The sequence below is a fragment of the Nonomuraea sp. NPDC049695 genome, from assembly GCF_040674955.1.
GTDB lineage: Bacteria > Actinomycetota > Actinomycetes > Streptosporangiales > Streptosporangiaceae > Nonomuraea > Nonomuraea helvata.
The window spans coordinates 1-23,190 of the sequence record NZ_JBFANV010000105.1; the positions used below are offsets into that span (position 1 = coordinate 1).

General features: G+C 66.3%; 25 protein-coding genes and 1 tRNA gene. 13 read left to right on the forward strand and 13 right to left on the reverse strand.

Annotated elements, in window-relative coordinates; all coding sequences use genetic code 11:
* On the reverse strand, nt 1-905 hold a 905-nt coding region (locus AB0J64_RS48740), incomplete at its 3' end, for a transposase (RefSeq protein WP_364043339.1).
* A gap of 66 nt (nt 906-971) precedes the next feature.
* Between AB0J64_RS48740 and tnpA the strand changes: the two genes are divergently transcribed.
* From tnpA to AB0J64_RS48755, 3 genes are all read left to right on the forward strand, one after another.
* Nucleotides 972-1,388 carry an IS200/IS605 family transposase gene (gene tnpA, locus AB0J64_RS48745; RefSeq protein WP_364043343.1) on the forward strand — a complete coding sequence of 139 codons (417 nt, stop codon included), beginning with the start codon at nt 972-974 and terminating at the stop codon, nt 1,386-1,388.
* Between the two features lie 133 nt (nt 1,389-1,521).
* A complete protein-coding gene (locus tag AB0J64_RS48750) occupies nt 1,522-2,295 on the forward strand; it encodes an aminoglycoside phosphotransferase family protein (protein WP_364043345.1) in 774 nt (257 codons plus the stop codon).
* A 41-nt stretch (nt 2,296-2,336) separates the two neighbouring features.
* Entirely contained in the window at nt 2,337-2,987 is a 651-nt protein-coding gene (locus AB0J64_RS48755; protein WP_364043347.1) for a class I SAM-dependent methyltransferase, read from the forward strand.
* Between the two features lie 60 nt (nt 2,988-3,047).
* On the opposite strand, the gene AB0J64_RS48760 is transcribed toward AB0J64_RS48755, so the two are convergent.
* Both AB0J64_RS48760 and AB0J64_RS48765 read right to left on the reverse strand, forming a co-directional pair.
* Complete coding sequence (locus AB0J64_RS48760; RefSeq protein WP_364043349.1) at nt 3,048-3,464, reverse strand: hypothetical protein; 417 nt, start codon at nt 3,462-3,464, stop codon at nt 3,048-3,050.
* 157 nt (nt 3,465-3,621) lie between these two features.
* Nucleotides 3,622-4,404 (reverse strand): L,D-transpeptidase, encoded by a 783-nt coding sequence (locus AB0J64_RS48765; protein ID WP_364043351.1) that lies wholly within the window; start codon nt 4,402-4,404, stop codon nt 3,622-3,624.
* Nucleotides 4,405-4,630: 226 nt separating this feature from the next.
* Here AB0J64_RS48765 and AB0J64_RS48770 point away from each other — a divergent pair, with 226 nt between their 5' ends.
* Complete coding sequence (locus AB0J64_RS48770; protein ID WP_364043353.1) at nt 4,631-5,401, forward strand: hypothetical protein; 771 nt, start codon at nt 4,631-4,633, stop codon at nt 5,399-5,401.
* Nucleotides 5,402-5,609: 208 nt separating this feature from the next.
* Nucleotides 5,610-6,209, forward strand: a complete 600-nt coding sequence (locus AB0J64_RS48775; RefSeq protein WP_364043354.1) for a hypothetical protein — start codon at nt 5,610-5,612, stop codon at nt 6,207-6,209.
* A gap of 185 nt (nt 6,210-6,394) precedes the next feature.
* Here AB0J64_RS48775 and AB0J64_RS48780 read toward each other — a convergent pair whose 3' ends face one another.
* The 3 genes from AB0J64_RS48780 to AB0J64_RS48790 all read right to left on the reverse strand — a co-directional run bounded on the left by AB0J64_RS48780 (nt 6,395) and on the right by AB0J64_RS48790 (nt 8,620).
* Entirely contained in the window at nt 6,395-7,024 is a 630-nt protein-coding gene (locus AB0J64_RS48780; protein WP_364043355.1) for a DinB family protein, read from the reverse strand.
* Nucleotides 7,025-7,292: 268 nt separating this feature from the next.
* On the reverse strand, nt 7,293-8,054 hold the full coding sequence (locus AB0J64_RS48785) for a methyltransferase domain-containing protein (RefSeq protein ID WP_364043357.1): 762 nt from the start codon (nt 8,052-8,054) through the stop codon (nt 7,293-7,295).
* 308 nt (nt 8,055-8,362) lie between these two features.
* Complete coding sequence (locus AB0J64_RS48790) at nt 8,363-8,620, reverse strand: hypothetical protein (RefSeq protein WP_364043359.1); 258 nt, start codon at nt 8,618-8,620, stop codon at nt 8,363-8,365.
* On the opposite strand from AB0J64_RS48790, the gene AB0J64_RS48795 reads away from it, so the two are divergent.
* Both AB0J64_RS48795 and AB0J64_RS48800 read left to right on the forward strand, forming a co-directional pair.
* Complete coding sequence (locus AB0J64_RS48795; RefSeq protein WP_364043361.1) at nt 8,619-9,098, forward strand: GNAT family N-acetyltransferase; 480 nt, start codon at nt 8,619-8,621, stop codon at nt 9,096-9,098. The genes AB0J64_RS48790 and AB0J64_RS48795 overlap by 2 nt on opposite strands.
* A 688-nt stretch (nt 9,099-9,786) precedes the next feature.
* Nucleotides 9,787-10,353 carry a hypothetical protein gene (locus AB0J64_RS48800; protein ID WP_364043363.1) on the forward strand — a complete coding sequence of 189 codons (567 nt, stop codon included), beginning with the start codon at nt 9,787-9,789 and terminating at the stop codon, nt 10,351-10,353.
* Nucleotides 10,354-10,484: 131 nt separating this feature from the next.
* Here the strand turns inward: AB0J64_RS48800 and AB0J64_RS48805 are convergent, their stop codons facing one another.
* The 5 genes from AB0J64_RS48805 to AB0J64_RS48825 all read right to left on the reverse strand — a co-directional run bounded on the left by AB0J64_RS48805 (nt 10,485) and on the right by AB0J64_RS48825 (nt 16,563).
* A complete protein-coding gene (locus AB0J64_RS48805; RefSeq protein ID WP_364043365.1) occupies nt 10,485-13,580 on the reverse strand; it encodes a BTAD domain-containing putative transcriptional regulator in 3,096 nt (1,031 codons plus the stop codon).
* 542 nt (nt 13,581-14,122) lie between these two features.
* Entirely contained in the window at nt 14,123-14,623 is a 501-nt protein-coding gene (locus tag AB0J64_RS48810) for a hypothetical protein (protein WP_364043367.1), read from the reverse strand.
* A gap of 901 nt (nt 14,624-15,524) precedes the next feature.
* Nucleotides 15,525-15,668, reverse strand: a complete 144-nt coding sequence (locus tag AB0J64_RS48815; protein WP_364043369.1) for a hypothetical protein — start codon at nt 15,666-15,668, stop codon at nt 15,525-15,527.
* Nucleotides 15,669-15,699: 31 nt separating this feature from the next.
* A complete protein-coding gene (locus AB0J64_RS48820; RefSeq protein ID WP_364043371.1) occupies nt 15,700-16,218 on the reverse strand; it encodes a hypothetical protein in 519 nt (172 codons plus the stop codon).
* 213 nt (nt 16,219-16,431) lie between these two features.
* Nucleotides 16,432-16,563: a hypothetical protein gene (locus AB0J64_RS48825; protein ID WP_364043374.1), complete on the reverse strand. Its 132-nt coding sequence runs from the start codon at nt 16,561-16,563 to the stop codon at nt 16,432-16,434.
* A gap of 213 nt (nt 16,564-16,776) precedes the next feature.
* Here AB0J64_RS48825 and AB0J64_RS48830 point away from each other — a divergent pair, with 213 nt between their 5' ends.
* Genes AB0J64_RS48830 through AB0J64_RS48840 form a run of 3 tightly spaced genes read left to right on the forward strand, consistent with a single transcriptional unit; the run spans nt 16,777 to nt 18,582 of the window.
* Nucleotides 16,777-17,346, forward strand: a complete 570-nt coding sequence (locus tag AB0J64_RS48830; RefSeq protein ID WP_364043377.1) for an NAD(P)H-dependent oxidoreductase — start codon at nt 16,777-16,779, stop codon at nt 17,344-17,346.
* Nucleotides 17,343-17,795 (forward strand): MarR family transcriptional regulator, encoded by a 453-nt coding sequence (locus AB0J64_RS48835; RefSeq protein WP_364043380.1) that lies wholly within the window; start codon nt 17,343-17,345, stop codon nt 17,793-17,795. The genes AB0J64_RS48830 and AB0J64_RS48835 overlap by 4 nt, the downstream gene beginning before the upstream one ends.
* A 22-nt stretch (nt 17,796-17,817) precedes the next feature.
* The gene (locus tag AB0J64_RS48840) at nt 17,818-18,582 is read left to right on the forward strand and encodes an SDR family oxidoreductase (RefSeq protein ID WP_364043382.1); all 765 of its coding nucleotides are present in this window, start codon (nt 17,818-17,820) and stop codon (nt 18,580-18,582) included.
* A 242-nt stretch (nt 18,583-18,824) separates the two neighbouring features.
* Here the strand turns inward: AB0J64_RS48840 and AB0J64_RS48845 are convergent, their stop codons facing one another.
* Nucleotides 18,825-19,772 (reverse strand): NADP-dependent oxidoreductase, encoded by a 948-nt coding sequence (locus tag AB0J64_RS48845; protein WP_364043385.1) that lies wholly within the window; start codon nt 19,770-19,772, stop codon nt 18,825-18,827.
* Nucleotides 19,773-19,866: 94 nt separating this feature from the next.
* Here AB0J64_RS48845 and AB0J64_RS48850 point away from each other — a divergent pair, with 94 nt between their 5' ends.
* On the forward strand, nt 19,867-20,280 hold the full coding sequence (locus AB0J64_RS48850; protein WP_364043388.1) for a helix-turn-helix domain-containing protein: 414 nt from the start codon (nt 19,867-19,869) through the stop codon (nt 20,278-20,280).
* A gap of 283 nt (nt 20,281-20,563) precedes the next feature.
* Here AB0J64_RS48850 and AB0J64_RS48855 read toward each other — a convergent pair.
* Nucleotides 20,564-20,626 (reverse strand) — tRNA-Ser (locus AB0J64_RS48855).
* Nucleotides 20,627-21,103: 477 nt separating this feature from the next.
* Between AB0J64_RS48855 and AB0J64_RS48860 the strand changes: the two genes are divergently transcribed.
* A complete protein-coding gene (locus AB0J64_RS48860) occupies nt 21,104-21,949 on the forward strand; it encodes a PHP domain-containing protein (protein ID WP_364043420.1) in 846 nt (281 codons plus the stop codon).
* 155 nt (nt 21,950-22,104) lie between these two features.
* A complete protein-coding gene (locus AB0J64_RS48865; protein ID WP_364043391.1) occupies nt 22,105-22,875 on the forward strand; it encodes a hypothetical protein in 771 nt (256 codons plus the stop codon).
* Nucleotides 22,876-23,190: the final 315 nt, after the last annotated feature.

A 23,190-nucleotide genomic window follows, 5' to 3' on the forward strand; every position in this document is an offset into this window, starting at 1 on the left:
GCGCTCATGCCCTTGGTGTTCAGGTCTTCGATGACCACGTGCCCGTACATACGGGTGAGCCGGTGCGCGGCTTGGGCGTTGAAGTCAGCGCGCCGCCACCGGACTCGCCGCATGATCTCGCTCATGGCGGCCACGACCGTCCTGCGCCGCTTCGATCCCTTCTTCGTGCGGGCGAGTTGGCGTTGCAGCCGCAGATACCGTTCCGCTTCGCCGGGCGTGAGATACCCGAGGTCGTCCTGCCGGTCCTGTTTCGCCTCCCGTGGCAACTGCCTGGAGGAGACACCGTCGGAGCCGGCGTGGCGGCGGTCGAAGAACTCCCCATCCGATGTCACGGCGGCCGTGACCACCCCCCGGTCCACACCCGCCCATTGAGGGCACGCGTGTTCCTCACGCTCGGTGATCCCATCGTCGACCAGGAAGCTGATGAACCAGTGTTTGCCGTCCCGGGATACCGTCGCGGACCTGACGCATCCCCCGAGCGGGCGCGACATCCGAAACCGTGCCCACCCGAACTTGGGCAGAAAGACCCGCCCCCACTTGCGGCCGATCCGCTCTACGGGCAGGTGTTTCGCGGTGGGGAAGCGAAACGACGGCCGCCACTTCGCCTTCGACTTCCAGCGCACCTTCCACGTGCCATGCTTGCGGCACGCCTCGTCCAGGTCTTTGAGGGTCTGCTGGATCACCTGGGCGGGGGCGTCAGCGAGCCAGTCGCAGTACGGGTCCTTCTTCGCCTCGGCGAGTTGCTTGCACTGCTCGGCGTAGTTGATCCACTCCCCGCGTCGCCGGTACTCCCGCCGTTGTTCGAGACCGGTGTTCCACACGGCCCGGCAGATCCCACCCAGCCTTTCGGCGAACGCCCGCTGCCCGAAGTCGAACTCCAGGCGGTACTTCCGGCCCGCCAACATGCGAAACACCCCCTCTCCCATGGGACGCTCGCGTCTCACCGACTCGAACACATTATCATCCGGTCTATGAGCCAGGAAGTGGAATACCGACGAGGTAGACATGTGGTTTCCGCGATGCATGTCCATCTGGTCTTCGTGACCAAATACCGCAAGAATGTGTTCGATGACGCGATGCTGCGCCGCTGCGAGGACATCATGGTAGAGGTGTGCGACAGTTTCGAGGCCGAACTCCGCGAGTTCAACGGCGAACACGACCACGTCCACCTGCTCGTCCACTACCCGCCCAAGGTCGCGATCAGCAAACTCGTCAACTCGTTGAAGGGCGTCTCCTCGCACTACCTGCGCAAGGAGTTCACCGGCCGGGCCAACCAAGCCATCATGCACGGCCCCTTCTGGTCACCCAGCTACTTCGCCGCCTCCTGTGGCGGAGCCCCACTATCGATCATCAAGGCGTATATCGAACAGCAGCGCCGCCCCACCTGAGGTTTAGGTCCACGCTTCGCGTTCCGGGATACCCCGCCAACGGCGGACCATCCACCAAACGGGCGCCGCATTCATCCCCGGCCTGAAGCTGAAGGCCGAGGCGTTCTGCGGACCTTCGCTAAGCTCTGAGCACATGGCGGCGGATGAGGAGATCTTGCAGGATTCTGCGCATCGCCGGGTGATCCGCCTGGGCGACACCGTTCGCAGACCCATGAACCCGTGGACACCGGCCGTCCATGCACTGCTCCGGCATCTGGAGGAGGTCGGTTTCCCTTACTCGCCGCGAGTGCTGGGGATCGATCCGGAGGGCCGTGAGATCCTCACCTACCTGGACGGCGAATCCGGGCCTCAGAGCTGGGCCAAGGTGGTCGACGACTCAGGCCTGACGTCCTTCGCCCGCCTGCTGCGCGACTATCACGACGCGGTCGCCGCCTTCCGCCCGCCCGAGGGGCTCCGATGGTCCAGCGGGGAGGCGGAACCACGCGATGACGAGGTGATCTGCCACGGGGACTTCGGCCCGTGGAACACCGTCTGGCGCGGCGAACGCCCCGTCGGCATCCTGGACTGGGACTACGCCCGGCCCAGGCCGCGGCTGCACGACATCGCCTACGCGCTGGAGTACGTCGCGCCGTTCCGCGACGATGCCGAATGCGTACGCTGGCTGCGCTACCCCGCGCCGCCCGATCGGCGCCATCGCCTGGAGCTGTTCGCCGCCGCCTACGGCCTCACATCTACCGCGGGGCTGATCGATGCGGTCATCGAAGTGCAACAGGACGTCATCGAGCAGGTCCGCCGGCTGGCAGACAGCGGGCACCAGCCTCAAGTCCACTGGGTCGCCGACGGCTTCCTCGAGCAAGCGGGCCAGAAGCTGGCCTGGAGCCGGGCCAACCGCCACCTGTTCGATTAGCAGGCCCTTTCCCTGATCTCAGTCTCGTCTACCGTGTCGGGGTGGATCTCCTCTCGCGTCTCAGTCGCTTCAACGCCCGGCACCCGTGGAGTCACAACGACTTCTACGGGCGCTGGGTCGCCGGACAGGTCGCTGCCAGTGGCGCGCGGCACGTCCTCGACGTCGGATGCGGCACGGGCAACCTGATCGACCGCCTCCGGCTCCGGGCCGTGTCCGTCACCGGCCTCGAGCCGGACCCGCCCACGGCGCGCATCGCGACGGCCCGTTTCGCGGGCACCGACGCGGTCGTGATCGAGGAGGCGGGCTTCGGGCAACGCGACCGCAACCGCCGGTGGGACGCGATCACCCTCGTGGCGGTTCTGCACCATCTCCCGCTGTCGGAGACACTGCGCGAGCTGCGCGAGTGCCTCTCTCCCGGCGGCCGTCTCGTTGTCATCGGGTGCTACCGGGAGGCGAGCCCGGGCGACTTTCTGATCTCGACGGCCGCGCTCGCCGCCAACCCGGTCATGGGCCTCATCAAGCACCCGGCCCCCGCGCGATCCCTGCCGGTCCAGATGACCGCGCCGACCGCCGCGGCGCGTGAAACCCTCGACGAGATCCGCGTCGAGGCGGCGGCCACGCTGCCGGGGGCGAGGATACGGCGTCGCCTTTTCTGGCGGTACTCGCTGGTCTACGACAGGCCCGCAGCTTGACCTTGCCGCAGCGTCCAAGGCGGGAGGGCCGCGATGAGATGACAGAGAGCGTGCGAATTTTCAGACCTCGAAGAGCGTGAACTTCACGTCCCACAGGTCACCGAAGCTGATGCCGGTCCTGTCGAACAGGACGTCCATCGCCCACGTCTCGCCGTCCTCGCCATCGGGTTTCTGCTTCTCCGTCACGGGTTGACCGTTCGCGTAGTGCAGAGCGATGGCCTGATCGTCGATCCGTACGAGATGCAGCTCGGTCCCGGCCGACGTCTCTTCCAGGTAGTCGGTGCTTGCGGACAGTCGTTGGCCGGAGTCGATGGCCACGACCCAGTCACCGACCTGCGCCACGCACAGGTTGGGGAAACGCGAGACGGAGGTCGCGTCTTCGAACCCCATCGTGGCCTCAGTCTCCAGGAAGACGTCCGGCACCGCCCTGAACAGCTCGTCGGTCTTGACCGCCGCTATCTCTAAGTTCCAGCCCATGGGCGCAGCCTAGCGATCGATGATCTTTTCCTCAGGGAGTACCGAAAAGCGCAGAGGCGGGCCCGCCTTCGTCGACACGGCCGTCGTCTCTTCCCCGGCACATGCACGAGCTCGCGCCGGTGCATGTGCCGGGACCGATCGGCCGCCGCTCTCGTCCTCAGGGAGTGATCAGAACCGGCGTCCCCAGAGGCAGTTTTGCCAGCACCTTGAGCGCGGGAGCAGGCACCCTGATGCAGCCGTGCGTGATCGCCTTGCCGAACACCTTCGGGTCAGGCCAGCCGTGGAAGGCGACCGTACCGGGACCGCCGCCGAAGGTGTCGAGCGTCGTCGAGTGCGTGCCGAGGGGCATGATCAGCGGGCTGTAGGCGGCCTTGTCCTTCGGCGACATCAGGGCCAGCAGGAAGGTCCTGCCGACCGGAGTGGGCGTCTCAGGGCCGCCGACGGCCACCGACCAGATGCCGACCTTCTTGCTCGCGTTCATCACGGTCAGCTTCTTGGTGCCCAGACTCACGATGGCGCGGTGGCGGCTGCGCGCCTTCTTCAGACCCTTGGCCTTGACCCAGCCGGTCACGTTGTTGGGCTTGCTGGGCAGGAGCACGCGGTACCAGCCCTTGCGCGCCTCCACCACCGGGACCCAGGTCTGGCTGCCGAGCTGCGTCGCCGGAAGGGTGGCCGCGGGCTTGCCGCCGGGCTGGGCGTACACGGCCACCGTGCGTCCGGGGTGGACCACGACGCCGCTCAGCTTGCCGTACGTGTCGGTGTCCTGCGGCAGGCCACTCAACTGCGTGAACGTGGTGGAACTGGGCAGTGCGGCCACCGTGACCGAGGCATCGGCGGCGAGGGTGATGGGCGACGCGACCGCCGCGGTGTGGGTCGAGGCGACGAGGCCCACGGCGACGAGGGCGGAACCGATGAATCGGCGGGGGGCATCGAGGGGCACGATCGGCTCCTGAGGTTCTATGACACATACGGTACAAACGCGTAACCGTCTGGCCATTTCTATAACGTTTTGGAACGTTTGAAGATCTTTGGCCAGCAGGTGTGTCATTTTTACACAGATGAGCCTCGTGAGGCTCCAGTTCTCTCATAACATCCGAGGTGCAGTCGTGTTACCCCCCAGGCTCTCTTCAGTCCGTCGCTGGTTCGCAGCGACACTCATGCTCGCGGTGGCAGCGCTCGCGGCGCTCGCCATCTCAGGTGCGGCTCCGGCGGCAGCGGTCCAGACGACGTCGCGCGGCGACGTCAAGGTCCACAACTACACGACGCGGGAGGACAACCCGCGCGACGATCCGCAAGTCTGCTGCGTGTTCTATCTGGTCGGGTTCGACTTCGAGCGGGACCAGAAGGTGACGTGGGAGATCAAGTCCTGGCCTAACGGGCCCGTGGTCAAGAGCGGCGCCCTCGTCCTCGACAGTCGCGGGCATGGCCGTACCGCCGACATCACCCTGCCGGCCGGGCAGTACAAGGTGTTCTGGACCGCCACCGGGAAGCATGGCACGACCACCAAGTACAAGGTGTTCAAGGTCAAGTGTGGCACCAAGCCCACGCCGAAGCCCACGCCGACGCCCACCCCCCCGGTGACGCCGACGCCGACGCCGACGCCTACGCCGACGGTGACGCCCACCGCGACGCCCACGCCCACGGTGACGCCCACCGCGACGCCCACGCCCACGGTGACGCCCACCGCGACGCCCACGCCCACGGTGACGCCGACCGCGACGCCCACGGCGACCCCCACGCCCCCGCGGACCCCCACCTCGACGCCGACGTCGAGCAGCACGCCGACCCCCACCCCCACCCAGCCCAGCGTGGGTGAGATCGGGACCGTGACCCACGAGTGGGTCACGTGGGAAGAGAACGTGCCGGAGACGCAGGACAAGCCCAAGCCTGCGCCCACCCCGACGCCGGTGAAGACCGAGATCCCGGTCACTGGCTGACACGCGACACCGAACGAGGAAGGCCCCGGATCAACGCGATCCGGGGCCTTTGCCGTCTCTCACTCCCGGACGAGCATGTGCAGCGGGTCAGCGAACAGCCGTTCATCACCTCGTACAGTGACAACCTCGCCGTTCAACGCCGTTCGCGGAAAATTCGTCATCGAAACGGGCTGACGGTTCTCACGACGTGATCGATACTCTGGCCCCCATGGGCGACGGCGAACCATTCCTGCGGCTGACGGACGTCACAACGGCGTTGGACACGGCACTTACGGCCCTGAGAGCCGCGGACGCCGACCTCGATTATCGGATGGGTGGCACCAGCGCCGCTCTTCTGCAGGGTGTTCATCTCCCGGCCGGGGACATCGACCTCTTAGTGGCCCGGCGAGAGGACGTGGACACGTTCGCCGCGGCCCTCTCTTCGTTTCCGTGCCTTTATCCGGCATCCTGGATCCCAGAGGCTCTGCAGTATTTCGCCAGGTACGAGGTCAACGGAGTAAAGGTAGAGATCAGCACCGTCGAGCGGCAAGTCGACTCGGACGGGTGGGAATGCGTCGGCCCTGGCCCATGGCAGCATTATGTCGTGGTCACCTGCGGCTCTCATCGTGTCCCTGTGGTTCGTCTGGAACTCCGGTTGGCCACGGAGGTCCTACGAGATCGACCCGATCGCTATGAACCTCTCCTCGACCACATGGACGCCCACGGATTCGATTCCGATCTGCTGCAGACGGCAATGAATGCGCACCGCCTTCCAGCGGAACGCCGGCGGATGATTCAAGAGCGCCTCACACGTTCCTCCCCTGCCTGATCTTGCCGTGACCACCCCGCCCGGGTCGCGATCATCCGGGGGCATGAGGCGCCCGCCAGAGTCCCAGTGGGCGGATTCGGAGCGCCACGGGAGCATCGGTTTGCGAGCGCTGTCCCCCGATCGAGGTCCTCTGCCTCTGCCCGCGTAGGCTGCCCGGACCGGCGAGTGCACGCCGTCAGCCGTAGTCAACGCGCTTCGAGTATCGCGAGGTCGCGCACCATGTAGCAGCGATGCTCGCACTCCTCCTCCATCACCACGCGCAGGCAGCCGCCGACCGAGCGCGGCTCCTCGGGATAGCCGGGCGCGGGTGCGCGCGTGCACATCCGTGCGAGCTCGGTGTCGGTGAGGCTGTCGACGATGCCGCGCACCAGCGCCATACGGCCGGCGCGAGCCTCCATCACTGCTGCGTACGACGGACGCGCATCAAGATCAATGCCGAGTGTCGCCGCGTCCGTGGGCGGATAGCCGGTATGGGTGAGACCGAGCCGATGGAACGGCATCGGCTCGTCCAGGATCGTCCGGCTTGCCCAGGCGTCTGTGGCGAAGACGAGGTGACGAAGCGTCTCGACGAAGGGCCACTCGTCGTCGACCCGTTCATGGCGAGCCGCTTCGGGCAGCTTCTCCGCTCGGGCGACCGTCTCCGCCCAGAGCCGTTCGATCGTGTCCCACATCGCGCGGAAGTCATCGGCCGTCCGCATCGCTCGCAGCTGCGTGCGCTCGGGATGTCGCCGGTCGAGCTCCGCCTCGACGAAAGGGGTGACGTCCACGTCGTTGACGAGGAAGTTCCGTACGTCTCCGGACACGTTGACGTCCACGAGCAAGGAGTTCGATCTTGATCCGGCGCATGTCGCAGTCGCGGAATTTCGCAGCGGCGAAGGTGGCGCTTGTGAAACTCGCGCCGCGGAACTCGTCGGTGTTGTCGTACTGCGGTGCCATCGCGCCATTGTGCCCGTAGGGGCCGTAACGGTACAGCGATCCGAACTCCTGACATCTCTGCTTGCAAAACGGCCTGCTCTTCAGGCACAACGCCTTGACTGGCGCTCGTTCTGCTCGGCACTCTCAGCACCTAGGCAGGCAGGAACCTCAGCGCAGAACCAGGAGGTCGAGCCAGTTAGTCCTGGGTTCCGCGGCGGATGTCTGCTCGGCGTCCTGCGCGGCCCGGCGGAGTTGTTCTTTCCCTCGGAGGAATTCCTCCTCGGTGAGGCCGCGCATGATGGTGGCGGAGCGGCGGAAGACATCCACCTGGGCGAGGAACTCGGCAAGGCTGATCAGTGTCTCAGGGACCGGCTCAAGCGCCTCACGGCGGAATCCCGCGGTGGCGAACGCCTGGCACGTCTGCTCGAGGGAGGGAAAGGTATCGGTCGTCCGGACGGTCTCGGGAAAGAACTCCCAGGGAAAGGTGCGCGTCGTATAGGGCCTGTCCGGATATCCCTGCCGGATCAGGACGGGAGCGCCCGGGCGCAGAACGCGGCGGATTTCTCGCGCAGCGGCTTCCATGTCGGGGATGTGGTGGATCATGAGGGACATCCAGGCGCCGTCCGCCGAGCCGTCCGGAAGCGGGAGGGCACCGGCGTCGCCCTCCAGCACCTGGATGCCCGGGCGGCGCGCAATCTGGGCCCGCATCGCCGCCGACGGTTCGACCGCGAAGACGTTGAGGCCGAACCAATCGCTGAAGGCAGAGGCGAACGCGCCGGTCCCCGCGCCGATGTCGACCACGGTCATCCCGGGCGACGGGCTGAGGTGACGTCGTATCGCTTCACGCCATTCTTCGAGCCCGTCTCGGGGAACCTCACGGACCGCCTTGTACGCTGCCGCGGTCTGGTCGTCGTAGGCGATTCTGGCCATGTCGCGCCTCCTGATTCACACTGCTTCGAGATCGCGCCGCTGGGCTGTCGACCCGCACCCAACTTCGCCTGCCTCATCGTCAAACACACCACGTTCACATCTCGTCACATGGGCATCCTGTTCGGAGCGCCGGAGGGCGACCACTGCCACGGACTGATCCACCCCGAGCAGATCCCGGCCACAACGCCGCACACGCAGTACTCGCGCACGACTGATCACCCTGGCAAGCCCTGTCTACTGCGTCCTCGATTTCTTTGCGGGTCCGCACATCATCCCCAGCAGTAGCCGGAAAGCTGTGCGCCGCGAGTTCAGTTGAGTTTTTTCCCACCTGAAGTCGCAAGACCGGCTCCCGCGCCCAGGAAGGCCGGAGCGGCGACTTCTTGGACGTGGCCCGGTTGGAAGGCCGCAGCCGGATCAAGACTGATCAGATTTAAATGGCCCCGGACGGGCTTCGCCATCAGTTCCGGCTCCACCGCGACGGTTCGCCGATGCGGCGCTTCCTGCGCGGGATCAGCCTTTCTGCCGCCATTTACATGATTAATCGTGATCGCTAGGGTCGCGAACATGAGTCCCGTCATCACAGTCGCGCGAGTCGAAGATGTGACCGCTCTGATCCAGTCGGCCGGATCTCTCTTCCAGGAGGACGGAGGCCAACGGGATCCCTTCATGGACGCGAACTGGCCGACACGGAATGGGCTCGACTACTACATGGGCATGATCAACGGTCCAAGGAGTCTGGCGCTTCTCGCCCGCCGTGACTCGACCGAGGGCACGGTGATAGGCCATCTCACGGGCCAGATGAGGGCTCCGGACGAGCTCAGGCCGAAAGCGGTTGTCGCCGAACTCGTCAGCATGCGCGTAACGGAGGAACAGCGCGGACATGGTGTCGGAGCGAAGCTTGTGGAGCACTTCTTCTCCTGGGCAAAGGAGCAAGGGGCGAACCAGGCAACGGTTTCCGCGTACGCCTCCAACACCGATGCGATCTGCTTCTACCGGGCCCGAGGGTTCCAACCCGAGCACATCCAACTAAAGATTGATCTATAACCCCTCGACCAGCAATATCGCGGGAACCAGTGAGCCGGAAGCAGTAGCCGGCACGCTTGGGTCGACTGCCGCCTGATCCCCTGGTGGCGCGCTCGCAACCTTATGATATTAATTGGACCATGTGTAACCGTCGGTAGTGACCTGGCCTCCGCCAGGCGTTTCGGCCACGGCATGAGCGGGGCTTGCAAAGGCGATACCGGCGGTAATGATCGCCGCAGAGATGAGCATTTTCAGTGCTCTGTTTTTTGTAGCCACAGGACACCTCCGAAGGTGAAATCCCAGGCGATTCTGCTTTCGCCAAGGCCCGACGGAAGTGATCATACATAAGCTATCGAGACCTGACAAGGACATCAACTTAAGGACATGTCATTATGCTAATTTCTGTCGGCATTGCCCATATTGACAGTTGAGTGATCGTCTGGACCGTTGAGAAATTTCATCGTGGCAGTACGCCAGGACAGTCGCCGCACGATTACGGGTGCACGAGCGGTCGGATCTCAGGTCTCTCCGGAGCACGTCTCAGCCCTTCTGATGCCGCACCGGCGTAGCACGAGATGCCCGACGAGCCACGCTGAGGTATGACGCGCGGCTCGCGATCGCCCCCCAACCATGCCTGGACACTGGCGACCGTTCAGGCCGGCCCATAAAGCAGATGAGCATAAGCGTGCAGCCTGGCATGATCCCAATCATGGCCAGGGGGACAGCTCTCAAAGACCTGAAGAGAGCAAGACGCTGCGGCGAACCCGTGAGAGTGCGCCGTGAAATCGCCGGCGCAGATCGACTTGATGCTTACGTGGTAGGCGTCGGTCGCAAGTGGGTGCTGCTGCACACCATCTCCGACGAAATCCGTCTCGACGGCTACTCGGCAATACGCCTTCGCGACATCCAGCACGCGACGCGCTCGGGATGGAAGGGCGCGATGACGGCCCATCGTGCCATCGCCTTGCGCGGGGAGTACCCTCAGCCTCTGCCGGACATCGACCTTGACTCCACCAAAGGCTTGATCGAGACGCTCACCGCGGCGTTTCCCCTGGTAGGTGTCTACATCGAGAAGCTCGACCCCCATGTCTGCTACATCGGTCGCGCCCGCGGGATCACCCGAAACAAGCGATTGCGCCTCCAGGAGATCGGCCCAGCCGCGGACTGGGCACTCACGTCCTCCACGAACAAGACAACGGACATCACCCGGTTCGACATCAGCGGCGGGTACATCGATGCACTCCACGCGGTTGGCGGAGATCCCCCAGAATGCTGATCACCGGTGGAACGGCTACTGCTCCATCGAGACCGGTCCACGGGTGCAACGCACCTTCCTGGGCAGTTGCATCCTTTCCGGCCGGGCCGCCCGCGCGCCGAGCCGGTCGCTCGGCCGATGGGCCGCCAGATCTACCTTCCCGTGTGGGCCGTGAGCCGGTCCATCGCCTCCTGCCTCGGCAGGCTCGCGCCACGCCGGTACGCCTCCAGGTAACCCTCGTCGCCAAGCTGCCCGGTCAGGACAGGCACCAGCCGGCGCAGATCAGGGTCGCCCTCGTCGAAGACGCCCCTGATCACATGGCTCATCCCGAGCGCTGTCGCGGCCCCCGCCAGGTCGCCTTCCAGCCCGAGCAGCCTGGCCAACAGCTCTGCGGCCCGGGCCATGGCGTTGGCGTTGGTGTGCCCGAGCACGCCACGCATCGCGCGGGGCAGCAGCTCGCGCGCCCGCTCCGCCGCCCCCTCGGTCACGAGGACGGCCATCCGGGAGGACGCGATCAGGTCGCTGTTCAGCTCCGGCGGGCCGGGTAGCCGGTGGATGACCGTCTCGAGCTCGTCCACGACCTGATGGGCCGGTTCCAGGTCGCCGGCGTGGCGGTGCACCTCGGCGAGCGGGAACAGCATGCTGGCTTCCAGCCTCCGGTGGCCGTGTTCGCGACCCTGGCGCCGCGCGGCGCGGATGTCGTGCAGTGCGCCGTCCAGGTCGCCACCGCGCATTCGGTTCTGGGCGAGATGCGACTTGGTGATGAAGAGGTGTTCCTCGGTGCCGAGCTCGGAGGCGATGGCGACGGCGCGCTCGCAGGCCGCGACCGCGAGTTCGTGCTCGCCGCGCAGGCCGTGGACGCGGCTCTGCCGTACCAGGCTCATCACCAGCCCCCAGCGGTCGCCGACCTGCTCGAACAGGCGCAGTGCCTCCTCCCTGTGGCCGGCCCCGGTCTCCTGGTCGCCCTGTTCCGTGAGGAGGAAGTCGTACGCCCAGTGGGCGCTGGCGCGCACCCAGGGGTCGGGCGAGTCCAGCGCCTCCAGGTCCCCGGCGTCCTGGGTGGTGAGCTTGGAGATGCGGAGCAACGGCAGCGCGTTGTGGAACTGCGTCACCCCGGGACGGCGGAGGTTCTCACGGACCTCCTGCCCACCTCCCCGGCCCGACGTCGACCGCACCACCTCGAAGGCAGTGCGCGTGTCGGCCGGCAGTTCGTCGCCGAACGCCAGCACCTCGCTCAGGAAGGCGTCGGACTGGGTGGACATCCCGCGCATGCCCCAGTACCAGATCATGGACCTGACGAGCCGGGCGGCCGTGGCCGCGTCGCCCGCCTCGATGGCGGCCCGCAGCACGGCGACCAGGTTGTCGTGCTCGGCGTCGAAGACCTCGACGGCGCGCAGCTGGTCCCTGGTACGCAGCAGCGGCTCGTTCTCCTCGGCCAGCGCCAGGAAGTACGCGCGGAAGCGGTCGGTGATCGGCTCTGCGAGTTCGGCCGACGCGTAGGCACGGATGGTCTCCAGCATCCGGTACCTGTCGCCGACCTGCTGGATCATGGATTTCTCGACCAGTGCGCCCGCGACGTACACCATGTCGTCAGCGGTGAGGGACGCGTCAGAGCAGATCGACTCGAGCGCGGCCAGATCGGCTCCGCCGGGGAAGGCGGCCAGCCGGGCGGCCAGCACCCGCTCGGGCTCCTCCAGCAGGTCCCAGCTCCACTCCACCATCGCGAGCAGCGTGCGCTGGCGCGGCAGCGCGGTCCTGCTCCCCGAGGTGAGCAGGCGGAAACGATCATCCAGCCGCCGGGCGATCTGCGCCACGCTCATCGCCCGCAGCTTGGCCGCGGCCAGTTCGAGGGCCAGCGGCATGCCGTCCAACCGGCGGCAGATCTCCACCACGGGCTCCAGGGTGGTCTGGTCGAGCGCGAACCCCTGGCGCACGCCGGCAGCCCGCTCGACGAACAGCCGCACGGCGGCTGACCCGGCGGCCTCGGCCAGGTCCGCGTTCTCCACGGGCAGGTCGAGTGGGTCGAGGTGGCACAAGGCCTCGCCGGTGATTGCCAGAGCCTCCCTGCTGGTGGCCAGGATGCGCAGCTGCGGAAGCCGGACGAGCAACTGCTCGGCAAGCTGCGCGGCCGCCTCCACCAGGTGCTCGCAGTTGTCCAGCACCAGTACGGCGGGGCCGACGTCGAGCTGGGCGGCCAGCCGCGCGGGGGCAGGAGCCTGCGGCTTGAACCCACCCTCGAACAGGCCGCCGCAGGCGCTGAGCACCGCGTCTGCGATCTGGTCCGGCTGGGTGACACCGGCGAGCGAGACGAACCATGCCCGTTCCTGGACGTGGTCCGCGGCCTCCAACGCCAGCCTGGTCTTGCCCGCGCCGCCCGGTCCGACGATCGTCACCAGCCGTGCGCCGGCCATCAGCCGGGCGAGCTCACCGAGTTCACGTTCCCGGCCAACGAAGCTGGTCAGCCTGGCCGGGAGCCGGCTGGGCGCGGCCTGCGGCCGTACGGAGGGCCGGTTCAGCTCCCCGCGGAGGAGGGCGAGGTGGACCGCGCGGAGCTCGGGCGAGGGATCCATGCCCAGCTCATCGCCGAGCCTGACGCGGACCTCCTCGTACACGGCCAGCGCCTCTGACTGGCGTCCGGCGGCCGACAGGGCCCGGATCCGCAGTTCGGCCAGGCGCTCGCTCAGCGGGCGGGCGACCGCCGCGGTGCCCAGGTCGGCCAGCACCTCGGCGTGGCGGCCGAGCCGTACCTCCGCGTCGAAGAAGTCCTCGGCGACGGTGGCGCGCAACTCCTCCAACCGGGCCGCGACGTTGCGGGCGAACGAGGCCTCCAGCACGTCCGCCAGCGCGGCGCCCCGCCATTGCTCCAGGGCGGCGCGGAGCAAGGAGGAGGCTTCACGCGGCCTGCCGGCCGCGAGCTCCTGCCTGGCCTGCCCGGCAAGCTGCTCGAATCGGTGCGCGTCCACGTCCTCGGGGCGCAGCGGGAGCCGGTAGCCACCGGCCACCAGCTCCACGGACTCCGGCCCGCCCAGCGTCCTGCGCAACCGGGAGACCAGGCCATGCAGCGCGCTGACGGCTCCGGCGGGGGGCTCCTCGCCCCAGATGCCGTCGATCAGGGAGTCGGCTGAGACCGGACGGCCGGCCTCCAGCGCGAGCCGCGCCAGCAGCATCCGCAGGCGCGTGCCGGGGATGTCGATCGGGGCGGCGTCGTCAGAGGCGGCTTCGACCGGACCGAGGAGGGAGATCTGCACCGAGCCAGCTTCCCATTCGCGCCTTTCGGACACTCGCCGGACCCCGGCCTCGCCGCTGTGCCGGAACAGCCTGCTCAGATGGCCTCCCGCAGGACTTCCACTCCAGGCCCGCCCACGTTTGTCCAAGCCGTCACTCACGCCCCGTTTCCGTGATCGGAAACAGGGCGTTTTGGCTGGTGGAGCCTAGGAGATTCGAACCCCTGACATCCTGCTTGCCAAGACGTACGCCGATCTTGCTCGATCTGCGGAGACGCAGCTCACGCCACTGATCAGGTTCCCCCGTGACTCCCCGCTGTTCCCCCTCGTTTCCCGCCCTATCGGGCACGCGACGGGCATGGCAATATCCTCGTCAGGAGGGTATTCGGGATTGAGTCGCGCCGGGAATGCTGGATAGCACCAGAGGCCATCACCCTGCACGCCGCGGAGCGAGTTGACGAAGGAAACCTGTCTATCGCGACCAAGGGTTGCAGAAAGCTCCCTTCTTCTAGAAGCTGATGCCTCGCTCGTATTCGTCAAGAACCCTTCCGAAGAGTTCGCAACCTTCAGGAACTGACGATGACCGACAAAGATGAATGATCAGGAGGCAATCCTACGAGAGCAAGGGAAATATCCAATCCCCGCGATGCCCTCGGAGGCACCGACTCCCAGAGGCTACTGTTATCGAGAAGAACTCTGAGGAAAATTCGCTGCTCATTGTTGGGCGAGTCGCCTGGCGACAACGCCTCCGGAAAGGCCCTCTCCAGGAGAACCTCCAGATCCTTGTACGTTGTGGGATGGAGCGACGTGGCTGCCACGACGACGGCGGTGGGCAAGAGGTCTGCGAAGTTCGTTATCCGGAGGACAGCCTGGTGGAGTAGGTGGTTCGGCCAACCTATGGTTGCGGGCAGCGTAAGCGAATCCGAGTACCACGCTGCGGCCCGCTCGGGGTCGGTCACCGCATCCCACACAGCCGACGAGCTGTCAGGATCGTGCGCGAGGCTGGAGGAGAACGCCGCGACGAGCTGAATGCCAGGATGCCGATCGAACAGGAATGACCTGCTCACACCACCAGAACGGTCGAGTGCCTCCAGTGCCTCGGCGCGCTCGTGAAAAGTAGCGGCGTCGCGGGCGCGATCCTCGACAAGGCGACGATCTCGGCGCGCCGGCTCGAAACCGTGGGTACCAGGCATAGCGCCGCCGCTGCGGAGGTCGCCGCGACACGCGTACGTGGATCGCCATCGGACAAGCATCGCAGGACTGGGTCCACCAGGGCGGGAGCGACGCTCCTGCACCCCATTACGGCGTCGTATGCCCAGGCGGGCGTTTCGATACCCCATGGTTCATCCGGGTCTCGCTGCCGAGGATTGTGATAGATGGACCAGAGTTCACTCTCGCTTCGGTCCGGCTCGGTGCCCTCGGCCACAGCCGCGAGAAAGTTGAGCAGGTGTGCACGAACAGGCAGCTGTGGCTCCTGCCAACCGTATGAGATCGGACGATCGAACCCCGGCTCCTGGAGCAACCCGGCGACTACCATCGCGACTGGGGCCGTAGTGGGATAGACAGAACCCTGGTGAGTGACCGCTGTGTGAAGGTGAACGATTGTGTCCTCCCACGCCGCGTCATCATCCCGTACAAGCCGCCGGAGATGGTCGGGAGTATCAGTGGCCTGGCCATAGGCGTGAGCCAAACGAGACCAGTCGTAAGTTTCCAGAGCGTCCAACCCAAAGAGCATGGGGCATTCTCCCGCACAGATCATCTGCAGAAAGCACGCAGCTGAGCATCGCCTCGTTCTCGCTGCCGCTCCTGGCTGTGTTCGGGGCTGTCCGGGACACCTCTGGTCGGCCTCTGGTCATGGTGGAGGTTCTGCTTCTGGCCGATCGTCACGAATGGAAGACGCCTACCCAGTCGCGTGAGAATCCGTCATCGACGCTCTTCGGGCCGCCGCAAGCCAACCCACGTGTAACGTCAGGCAGTTTGCGGATTGCCATGAAAGAAGGCTTCAATCTGCTCCGCTAAAGAAAAGTCCGCGGCGCAGGCCGGGCACGTCGTGCGCCCGAACAAGTAGGTCAGTTGCTCAGCGGCCGCGGTTTGCCCAGCCTTGACGGCCATGCGATACAGCCGGGAGGCCAGCGGCTGGAGGTCAGCAGGCTCCGCCGGGTGGATACCGGTCAGCGTCGGCCTCTTCTGAGCAGGACGGGCAGATCACGTCGTGGAGATTCGGGAGTAGGCATTCGCTCCGCACCGGTACCCCCTCGAAGGCCAGAAGGTCCTCCAGCGGATAGAGGTAGTCGTGCTCATCGCCCTCGAACGGCTCCTCCGTCAGGTGGTGCTGAACGATCCGGTGCAGTTCGTCGATCTCGGCCGGGTAGCGCTTGCGGCAGTATCCAGGCTGGTGAAGCTGCGTTTCCCCGGCGACGATACGGCCGGCCAACGCACTCACTGACCGCTGATCGCCCGGCATGCGGCTGCTGGCGATGTCCGCCAGGACAGGCAGGGCGGCAAAGCTTGCCGGGTACACGGTTCCCTGGTGGCAGAGGCTGGACCAGAGTTCATGCCAGGCGTTGGGAGCCAGCTCCGGATCCCCGATCTCCTCGAAGAGTTGCGGGAGGTCCGTCGCGGCACCGTAGGCGTGCTCAAGGCGTGACCAATCCGTCGACATGCCCAACGATCACCCCAGCGGCGCCTGCGGAGTGAAATGGCGCTCCTAGAGCGGTCGGTCGCCGTCCTGGGCACGCTTCTCGCCGTGGTGTACCGCGCGGCACTCCCCGCCGCGCCCGCCGGGGCGCGAATCACTCGGCGCTGCGGCCGAGATCGCGGGAACGCTCGCCCCGACCCAGGCGTACGAGCTGCTCCAGGCAGCACGGGAGGCATTTCACTCCGGGCTGAGCGCGACGCTGGCCGGTGCCGCGGCGTTGCTCTGGCTGACTGCCGTCGTGTCTGTGGTCTTGTTGCGTGACCCGGGGGAACCCTCCAGGCCGGTGGCGGCAGGAAGCGGCTCGAACATGGCGAAATGACTCCGCCGCGATCACCCGATCTTGGCCATGCCCGCACACGAGGCGTTCCCGCGCAACACGGAGAAGACTTCGGCGCCGCCGAGACCCCCAGACCGGCCCCTGCGCCCGCCAACGCACCAGACTCGCCGCCAGGTGATCGCCTTTTGATCAGTGGACCGACGCCAGTTCGCCACATTACATGGCCGGCTATAAGATTGCCGGCTATGGAATCTATAGATGTACTCGGCATCTGCGGGAGCGTGCGGGCCGGGTCCCTGAACCGGGCCCTGCTGCTGGCCGCGCAGGAACTAGCCCGCGCCCCCTTCCAGGTGGAGGCATGGGCCGGCAACGCGGACATCCCCCGCGTCGACGCGACCATGGGACATCCGTTCCCACCGGTCGTCGCGGCCTTGCGAGATCGGGTCGCGGCGGCTGATGTCCTGCTGCTGGTGACGCCGGAGCTGAACCGCAGCATTCCCGGCAACATGAAGGACATCGTCGACTGGCTGGGGATTCTCGCACCGCCTCGCCCGCTGGCCGGCAAGCCCGTCGTACTGATGAGCGCCTCACCGAACCGGTTCGGCGGCGCGTTCGCCCAACTGCAACTCGCCGACCTACTCCGGCGGTCCGGCGCCGACGTCCTGTCCGACCTTGACGTCGCGGTCGGCTACGCCCACCGTCACGTCGACGACCACGGTGTCCTGGTGGGCGAGGACCCACGACACGAAATCGCCGAACTGTGGCAGCGTGTACTCACCCGAGTTCAAAGTCATCGGCAGGTAGTGCCGGCATGAGCACCGGACGTCGGATAGCCGCCGACAACGGGCCCGTCGGTTACGCGCTCGCCCACGCCACCCGGGCGCACCGTGCCCTGTTGCAACGCCGGATGGCACAACTCGGCCTCCACCTGGGCCAGGAACTCCTCATAGTCGACATCCACCACAACCCCGACACGACCCAGGCGGAACTCGTCCAGCGGATCGGCTTCGAGCAGCCCACCATCGCCAAGGCGCTCACACGGATGGAACGGACCGGGTTCATCCAGCGCACCGCCGATCCCGACGACCGCCGGGTGACACGCCTACGGCTGACCGAACGCGGCGAGGCCGTCGTGGACGCCGTAACGACCGCATGGGCGGAGACAGACGCCCAGGCCACCGCCGGACTCAACGACGAGGAGGCCGAACAGCTCATCCGCCTGCTGACCGCCGTCCGCCACAACCTCGAACAACCCACTGACTGAGACAGAACATCAGGAGACGAACATGGACCTTGGCCTGGCAGGAAAGGTCGTGCTGGTGACCGGCGCCAGCACGGCGATCGGCAAAGCCACCGCATTGGCATTCGCCGAGGAAAAAGCGAACATCGCCGTCGGCTACCACTCCAACGCCCAAGCCGCCGCCGAAACGGTCGCTCTGGCCGAGCAGCGCGGCGCTCGCGCGATCCGCTGGCAGCTCGACCTCGGCCGGCCCGACTCGCTGCAGGCCGCGGTCGAGCACGCCCGCGAAGAACTCGGGCCGATCGACGTCCTGGTCAACAACGCCGTCCGTTGGCCGGACTGGCCCAAGCCCGACGAGCTGTTCGAAACCGCACCACCAGAGCGATTCACCACGTCAGTGAACGCGAACCTCATCGGCCCCTACCTGCTTGCCCGCGCAGTCGTCGCCGACATGCGCAGCCACGGCTGGGGCCGCATCGTCAACGTCTCCACCGGCCTGGTCGAGGACGGCTTCCCCGGCAACGTCTCCTATATCGCCGCCAAGGCAGGACTGCACGGCCTCACCCGCGTCATGTCCCGTGAACTGGCCGCCTCCGGCATCCTCACCAACGTCGTCATGCCCGGCTTCACCCCGGCAGACAAACCCATGCCACCCGAACTCATCGAACAGGCCAGCACCGCCGCCGCAACCCGCAGAGTCACCCACCCCGACGACGTCGCCCGAATGATCGTCTTCCTCTGCTCGACCGCTAACACCAACACCACCGGCGAAGCCATCAGAACCGACGGCCACTTCCTCAGCCCAGGCTGACCCAGCCACATCCCCAAGACCGCCACCCGGTCAAGGGCAACCTCTCACCGAGCCACACCGAACATGCAAAGGAGATCCGAACAACCTCGACCGGCACCGTTCGGACCTACCCCTGCGCGATGGCGCTCGGTCAACGGCGCCCACCTCGTCCCGCTCGTCCGCACCGGCGCCCGCTTCGACAACGGCGTTCTGGCCCAGTGGCGGGAGGACGTCGCTGGCTGATCACATCTCACGCGATCGTTTCAGACCGTGATCGCAAGCTTGCCCTGCACGCCGCCGGCAGCCAGCACCTCGTGCGCCTCGGGCAACCTCTCCAGTGGGAACACCTGCTGCAAGTGCACCCGAAGCCTCCCCGCCTCGACCAGCTCGGTGAGCGCCTCCAGGCCGGCCGGGTCCGGCTCCACGCCGACCGCCGCGAAGCGTACGCCGGACTGCTCTGCCAGCTCCGGCAGGGTGGTGCTAAGCCGCTCAACTGCCGTCACCAGCACGCCGCCCTGCCGCAGCACGCCGAAGGAACGCTCGGCGTTCCCACCGCCCAGGGTCTCCAACACCACGTCCACCGGCGCGTTCCGGAGCACCTCGGTGTAGTCCTGGGTCCGGTAGTCGATCAGCTGGTCCGTACCCAACCCGCGCAGGAAGTCGTGCTTGGCCACGCTCGCCGTGCCAATCACCTCTGCGCCGAGGTGCTTGGCCAGCTGCACCGCGACGTGCCCGAGCCCGCCGCCCGCACCGTGGATCAGTACCCGTTGCCCGGGCCGCAGCTGCGCGATCTCCACCAGTGCATGCCAGGCGGTCAGGCCGACGAGCGGCAGCGCCGCAGCCTCCTCGTGACTGATCCCTGCGGGCTTGCGAGCCAACTGTCGCGCGGGGGCGACCAGGTACTCGGCGTTCCCCCCGGCCGCGGCCGGGAAGTACGGCATCCCGTAGACCTCGTCGCCGACCTTGAACCGGTGCACACCCGGATCGACCTGCTCCACCACTCCGGAGACGTCCCAGCCCAGGACGAAAGGCGGCTCGCCCAGCAACGGGAAGGCGCCGGAGCGGACGAACAGTTCCACGGGGTTGACGCTGGTCGCCCTGACTCGGACCAGCACCTGCGTCGGTCCAGGTGCCGGCCTGGGCGCGTCGTCGACGAGCTCCAGCACCTCGGGGCCGCCGAAGGTCTTCTGGGTGATCGCGCGCATCGTCATGCACTCCTGTCCGGAGAGTCGTTTGGGATGTCCTTATCCTCGGGAGGGCAGTACCCATTGAACAGAAGGCACTTAAAAGGTATATAGGTACCTCATGGGTACTACTGATAACCTGCGCTTCTATGGCGGCGCAGATGCTTATCTGGCTGCCTGCCCCTCCCGCCAGATCCTGGATGTACTCGCCAACAAGTGGACCATGCTCGTCATGGGCGCACTGTCCGGCGGCCCGATGCGCTTCGGGGAGCTGCGGCGCCGCCTGGACGGCGTCACTCAGAAGATGCTCACCCAGACCCTGCGTACCTTGGAGCGGGACGGCCTCGTCACCCGCACGGTCTACCCAACCATTCCGCCAAAGGTTGAATACGCGGCCACCGGGCTGGGCGAGAGCGTCACCGCGCTGATGCATGCGATCCGCGCCTGGTCCGAGGAGAACATCAACGCCGTCCTGGACGCCCGCGACGCCTACGACGCGCGGACCGCCCAGGAGGTACAGCCAGTCACGGCCTGATCGCCTCCGACTCGGCAGCGCTGGTCGCCCTCGGATTGGCCATCCAGACCCAACCCCGCTTGTTCACCCTGCGACACCAGGAACCCAACATCACAGCTCAGCACAGTACGCCAAGTCCAGCGATCCACAACTCTTGACAATTGCCCCCCTTTTTCTACGCGACACGATCCCGCAGGAGCAGAGCGAGCATGCAGGAAATGGTTGAGGCTGTAGCTGTACTTTTCAGCTGCACGAGATCGAAAAGGCCACTTCCCGATCATGGGTAGTGGCCTTCGACCTGTAGTGGAGCCTAGGAGATTCGAACTCCTGACATCCTGCTTGCAAAGACGCATGCCGATCTTGCTCCACCAGCGGAAACGCAGTTCCGCGCGCTGATCGCCTTCACTGTGACTCCCCGTCGTTGCCCGCCCGGTCGGGCACGCGACGGGCACGGCGATATCCTCGCTGGGACGGTCTTCGGCATTGCGCCGCACCTCTCCGCATGGGTACAGCTTGGCAAGCCAAGCAGTAGGCGATCGGGCACGACGCCGGGGATGCTGGACAGCATCGGAGGCCGTCGCCCTGCACGCCGGGGAGCGAGTTGACGCAGGAACCCGCGGATTAAAAGATCCAGTTCGGGCCGTTCCAGATCGTTCAATGCAGGTCAAGGGGCGTGGGTGGTCCAGTCTGAACGGCTGTGACCGGCCTCGCATTTGCAACCTGGACTGCAACCCTGGCCCTCGCTGATCGCTTGCTTATCAGGATTGTCCGCACCATGATCAGGAGCTTGCGCCCCTATCTCGAACAATGGCGTGACGAGATGCGTTAAGGAGCAGTGGGATTCATGATTTTGCCTCCGGACAGCCACGTGCACAGTGAGTGGTCCTGGGACGCCCCAAAAGGCTCGATGGAGCGCTCATGCGTGCGGGCGGTGGAGCTTGGGCTGCCGGCAATAGTCTTCAGCGAGCATGTTGACCATACGGTCTGGACGGTCGCTCTCGATGCCCTCGCTCCAAACGACCATCTCGCGACCTTGAGTACGCCGGATGGGCTATTGACGCCTCCGGAGTTCGACGCAACGGGATATCTGGAGGAGATCGAGAGGTGTCGTGAACGGTTTCCGAACCTTCGGATCCTGAGTGGTCTGGAAGTGGGAGAACCTCATCGGCATGCCGCCGCCATCGCGAAGGTTCTCAGCGCTGGACGGTTCGACCGAGTGCTCGGCTCCCTGCACTGCCTTCCGGACGGCGACGGATTTTCCGAGCCGCCAGGCCTCTATGGACATCGAGCTGCGGCCGAGGTCGTGCGGGAGTACCTGGCCGAAGTAGCCAGGCTCGTCGCCGACAGTGACGTGTTTTCGGTGCTGGCTCACATTGACTACCCGGTCCGTTACTGGCCGCAGCGGGAGGCCGGCCCGTTCGATCCCTTGGCGTTCGAAGAGGAGTTCCGGCACGCGCTGCGGGTGACTGCTCAGTCGGGCAGGGCTCTCGAGATCAACACACGCATACCGCTGCACCCGACCGTGGTGAGGTGGTGGCACGAGGAAGGTGGCCAGGCGGTAACGTTCGGCAGTGACGCCCACGAGCCGTCTATCGTCGCCCGCGGGTTCCGGGAGGCGGCGCAGATGGCAGAGACTCACGGGTTTCGTCCTGGCCAAGACCCGTACGACTTCTGGGCACGTGTGGACTGACCCAAGCGTCCCTGCCGCCTCGGCGACCTCACTGGTGGTAGGGCACCCAAGGCTCGAACCCGGAACCTACGGATTAAAAGTGGAACACCTCTCTTGTACCTCACATAGTGGCTGATCTGCTTTTGGCCGGTTGACTGGACGCGGTCGCCGAGGCAGTGTCCCTGGACCGGAGCGACTACGCCGACATGTGCGTGCATACCGACGGCTTCGGAGTGGCCGAGACGGCCCGGCTGGTCCGTGAGCAGGCTGGGCGATGGCCAGGCGCCCTTCCCGCCGCGACGCTCAACAGTTTCGTCAACCGACAGAACCACCTACCGACACCGCAGGTGGATGCCGCACCCGCTTCCGGACCGCTACCCGTCCTGTGGCTCTGCGGCGCTACGGCGGTCGGGAAGTCGACGGTCGGCTACGAGATCTTCATGCAGGTCTACCGGTCCGGCGTGCGAACCGCCTACGTCGATGTGAAGCAGATCGGTGCGCTACGTCCCGTCGCGGACGACGACGTGGACAGCCATCGCCTCAAGGCGCGCAACCTTGCGGCCATCTGGGCCAGATATCGCGCGGCCGGCGCCCAGTGCCTAATCGTCTCCGGGGAGGCCGACTCCGACGACACTCTCCGCGGCTACGCCGAGTTGCTGCCCGGAGTCACATTGACCGTGTGTCGTCTGCATGCCGAGCCGGCAACGCTGGCCGAGCGCGTCGCGCAGCGCGGCCGGGGAGGCGGGCCGGCCATACCGGGTGACGAGCTGAGAGGGCTGGGCTCGGACGCCCTGCATCGTGCCGCCGAACGAGCGGCGCGCGAAGCCAAGGCGCTCGACCGCGCCGGGGCAGCTGGGCTGTGTGTCGACACAGACGGCCGGTCAGTGAAAGAGGTGGCCACGGACGTACGGCTTCGCAGCGGCAACTGGCCGAGTCTCTTCGCTTGAATACCGTCCTCCCGACCTGTCTGATCACACTCTGCTACTGACACGTGTGTCGCGGCCCACTGACCTTCTCCTGTCGCTCAACACCCAGCCAGGCAGGAGCTCACCACAACCTGGGCATCGCCTCCGAGGCTTCTCCGCCACCTCACTAGGATCCTCCCGGCCGTCCCAGCGCGCTATGACGGTTGCTAGGAAAGATCATCAGCTTTGGAATGCCGTAGCAGAAGGTTCGTCACGCCGTCGGCCAGATCGGCGTCCTGAATTGAGAGCAGTGCTCTTGACTTGTACGACTCGTTGAGAGAGCATTGCTCTCGCAAG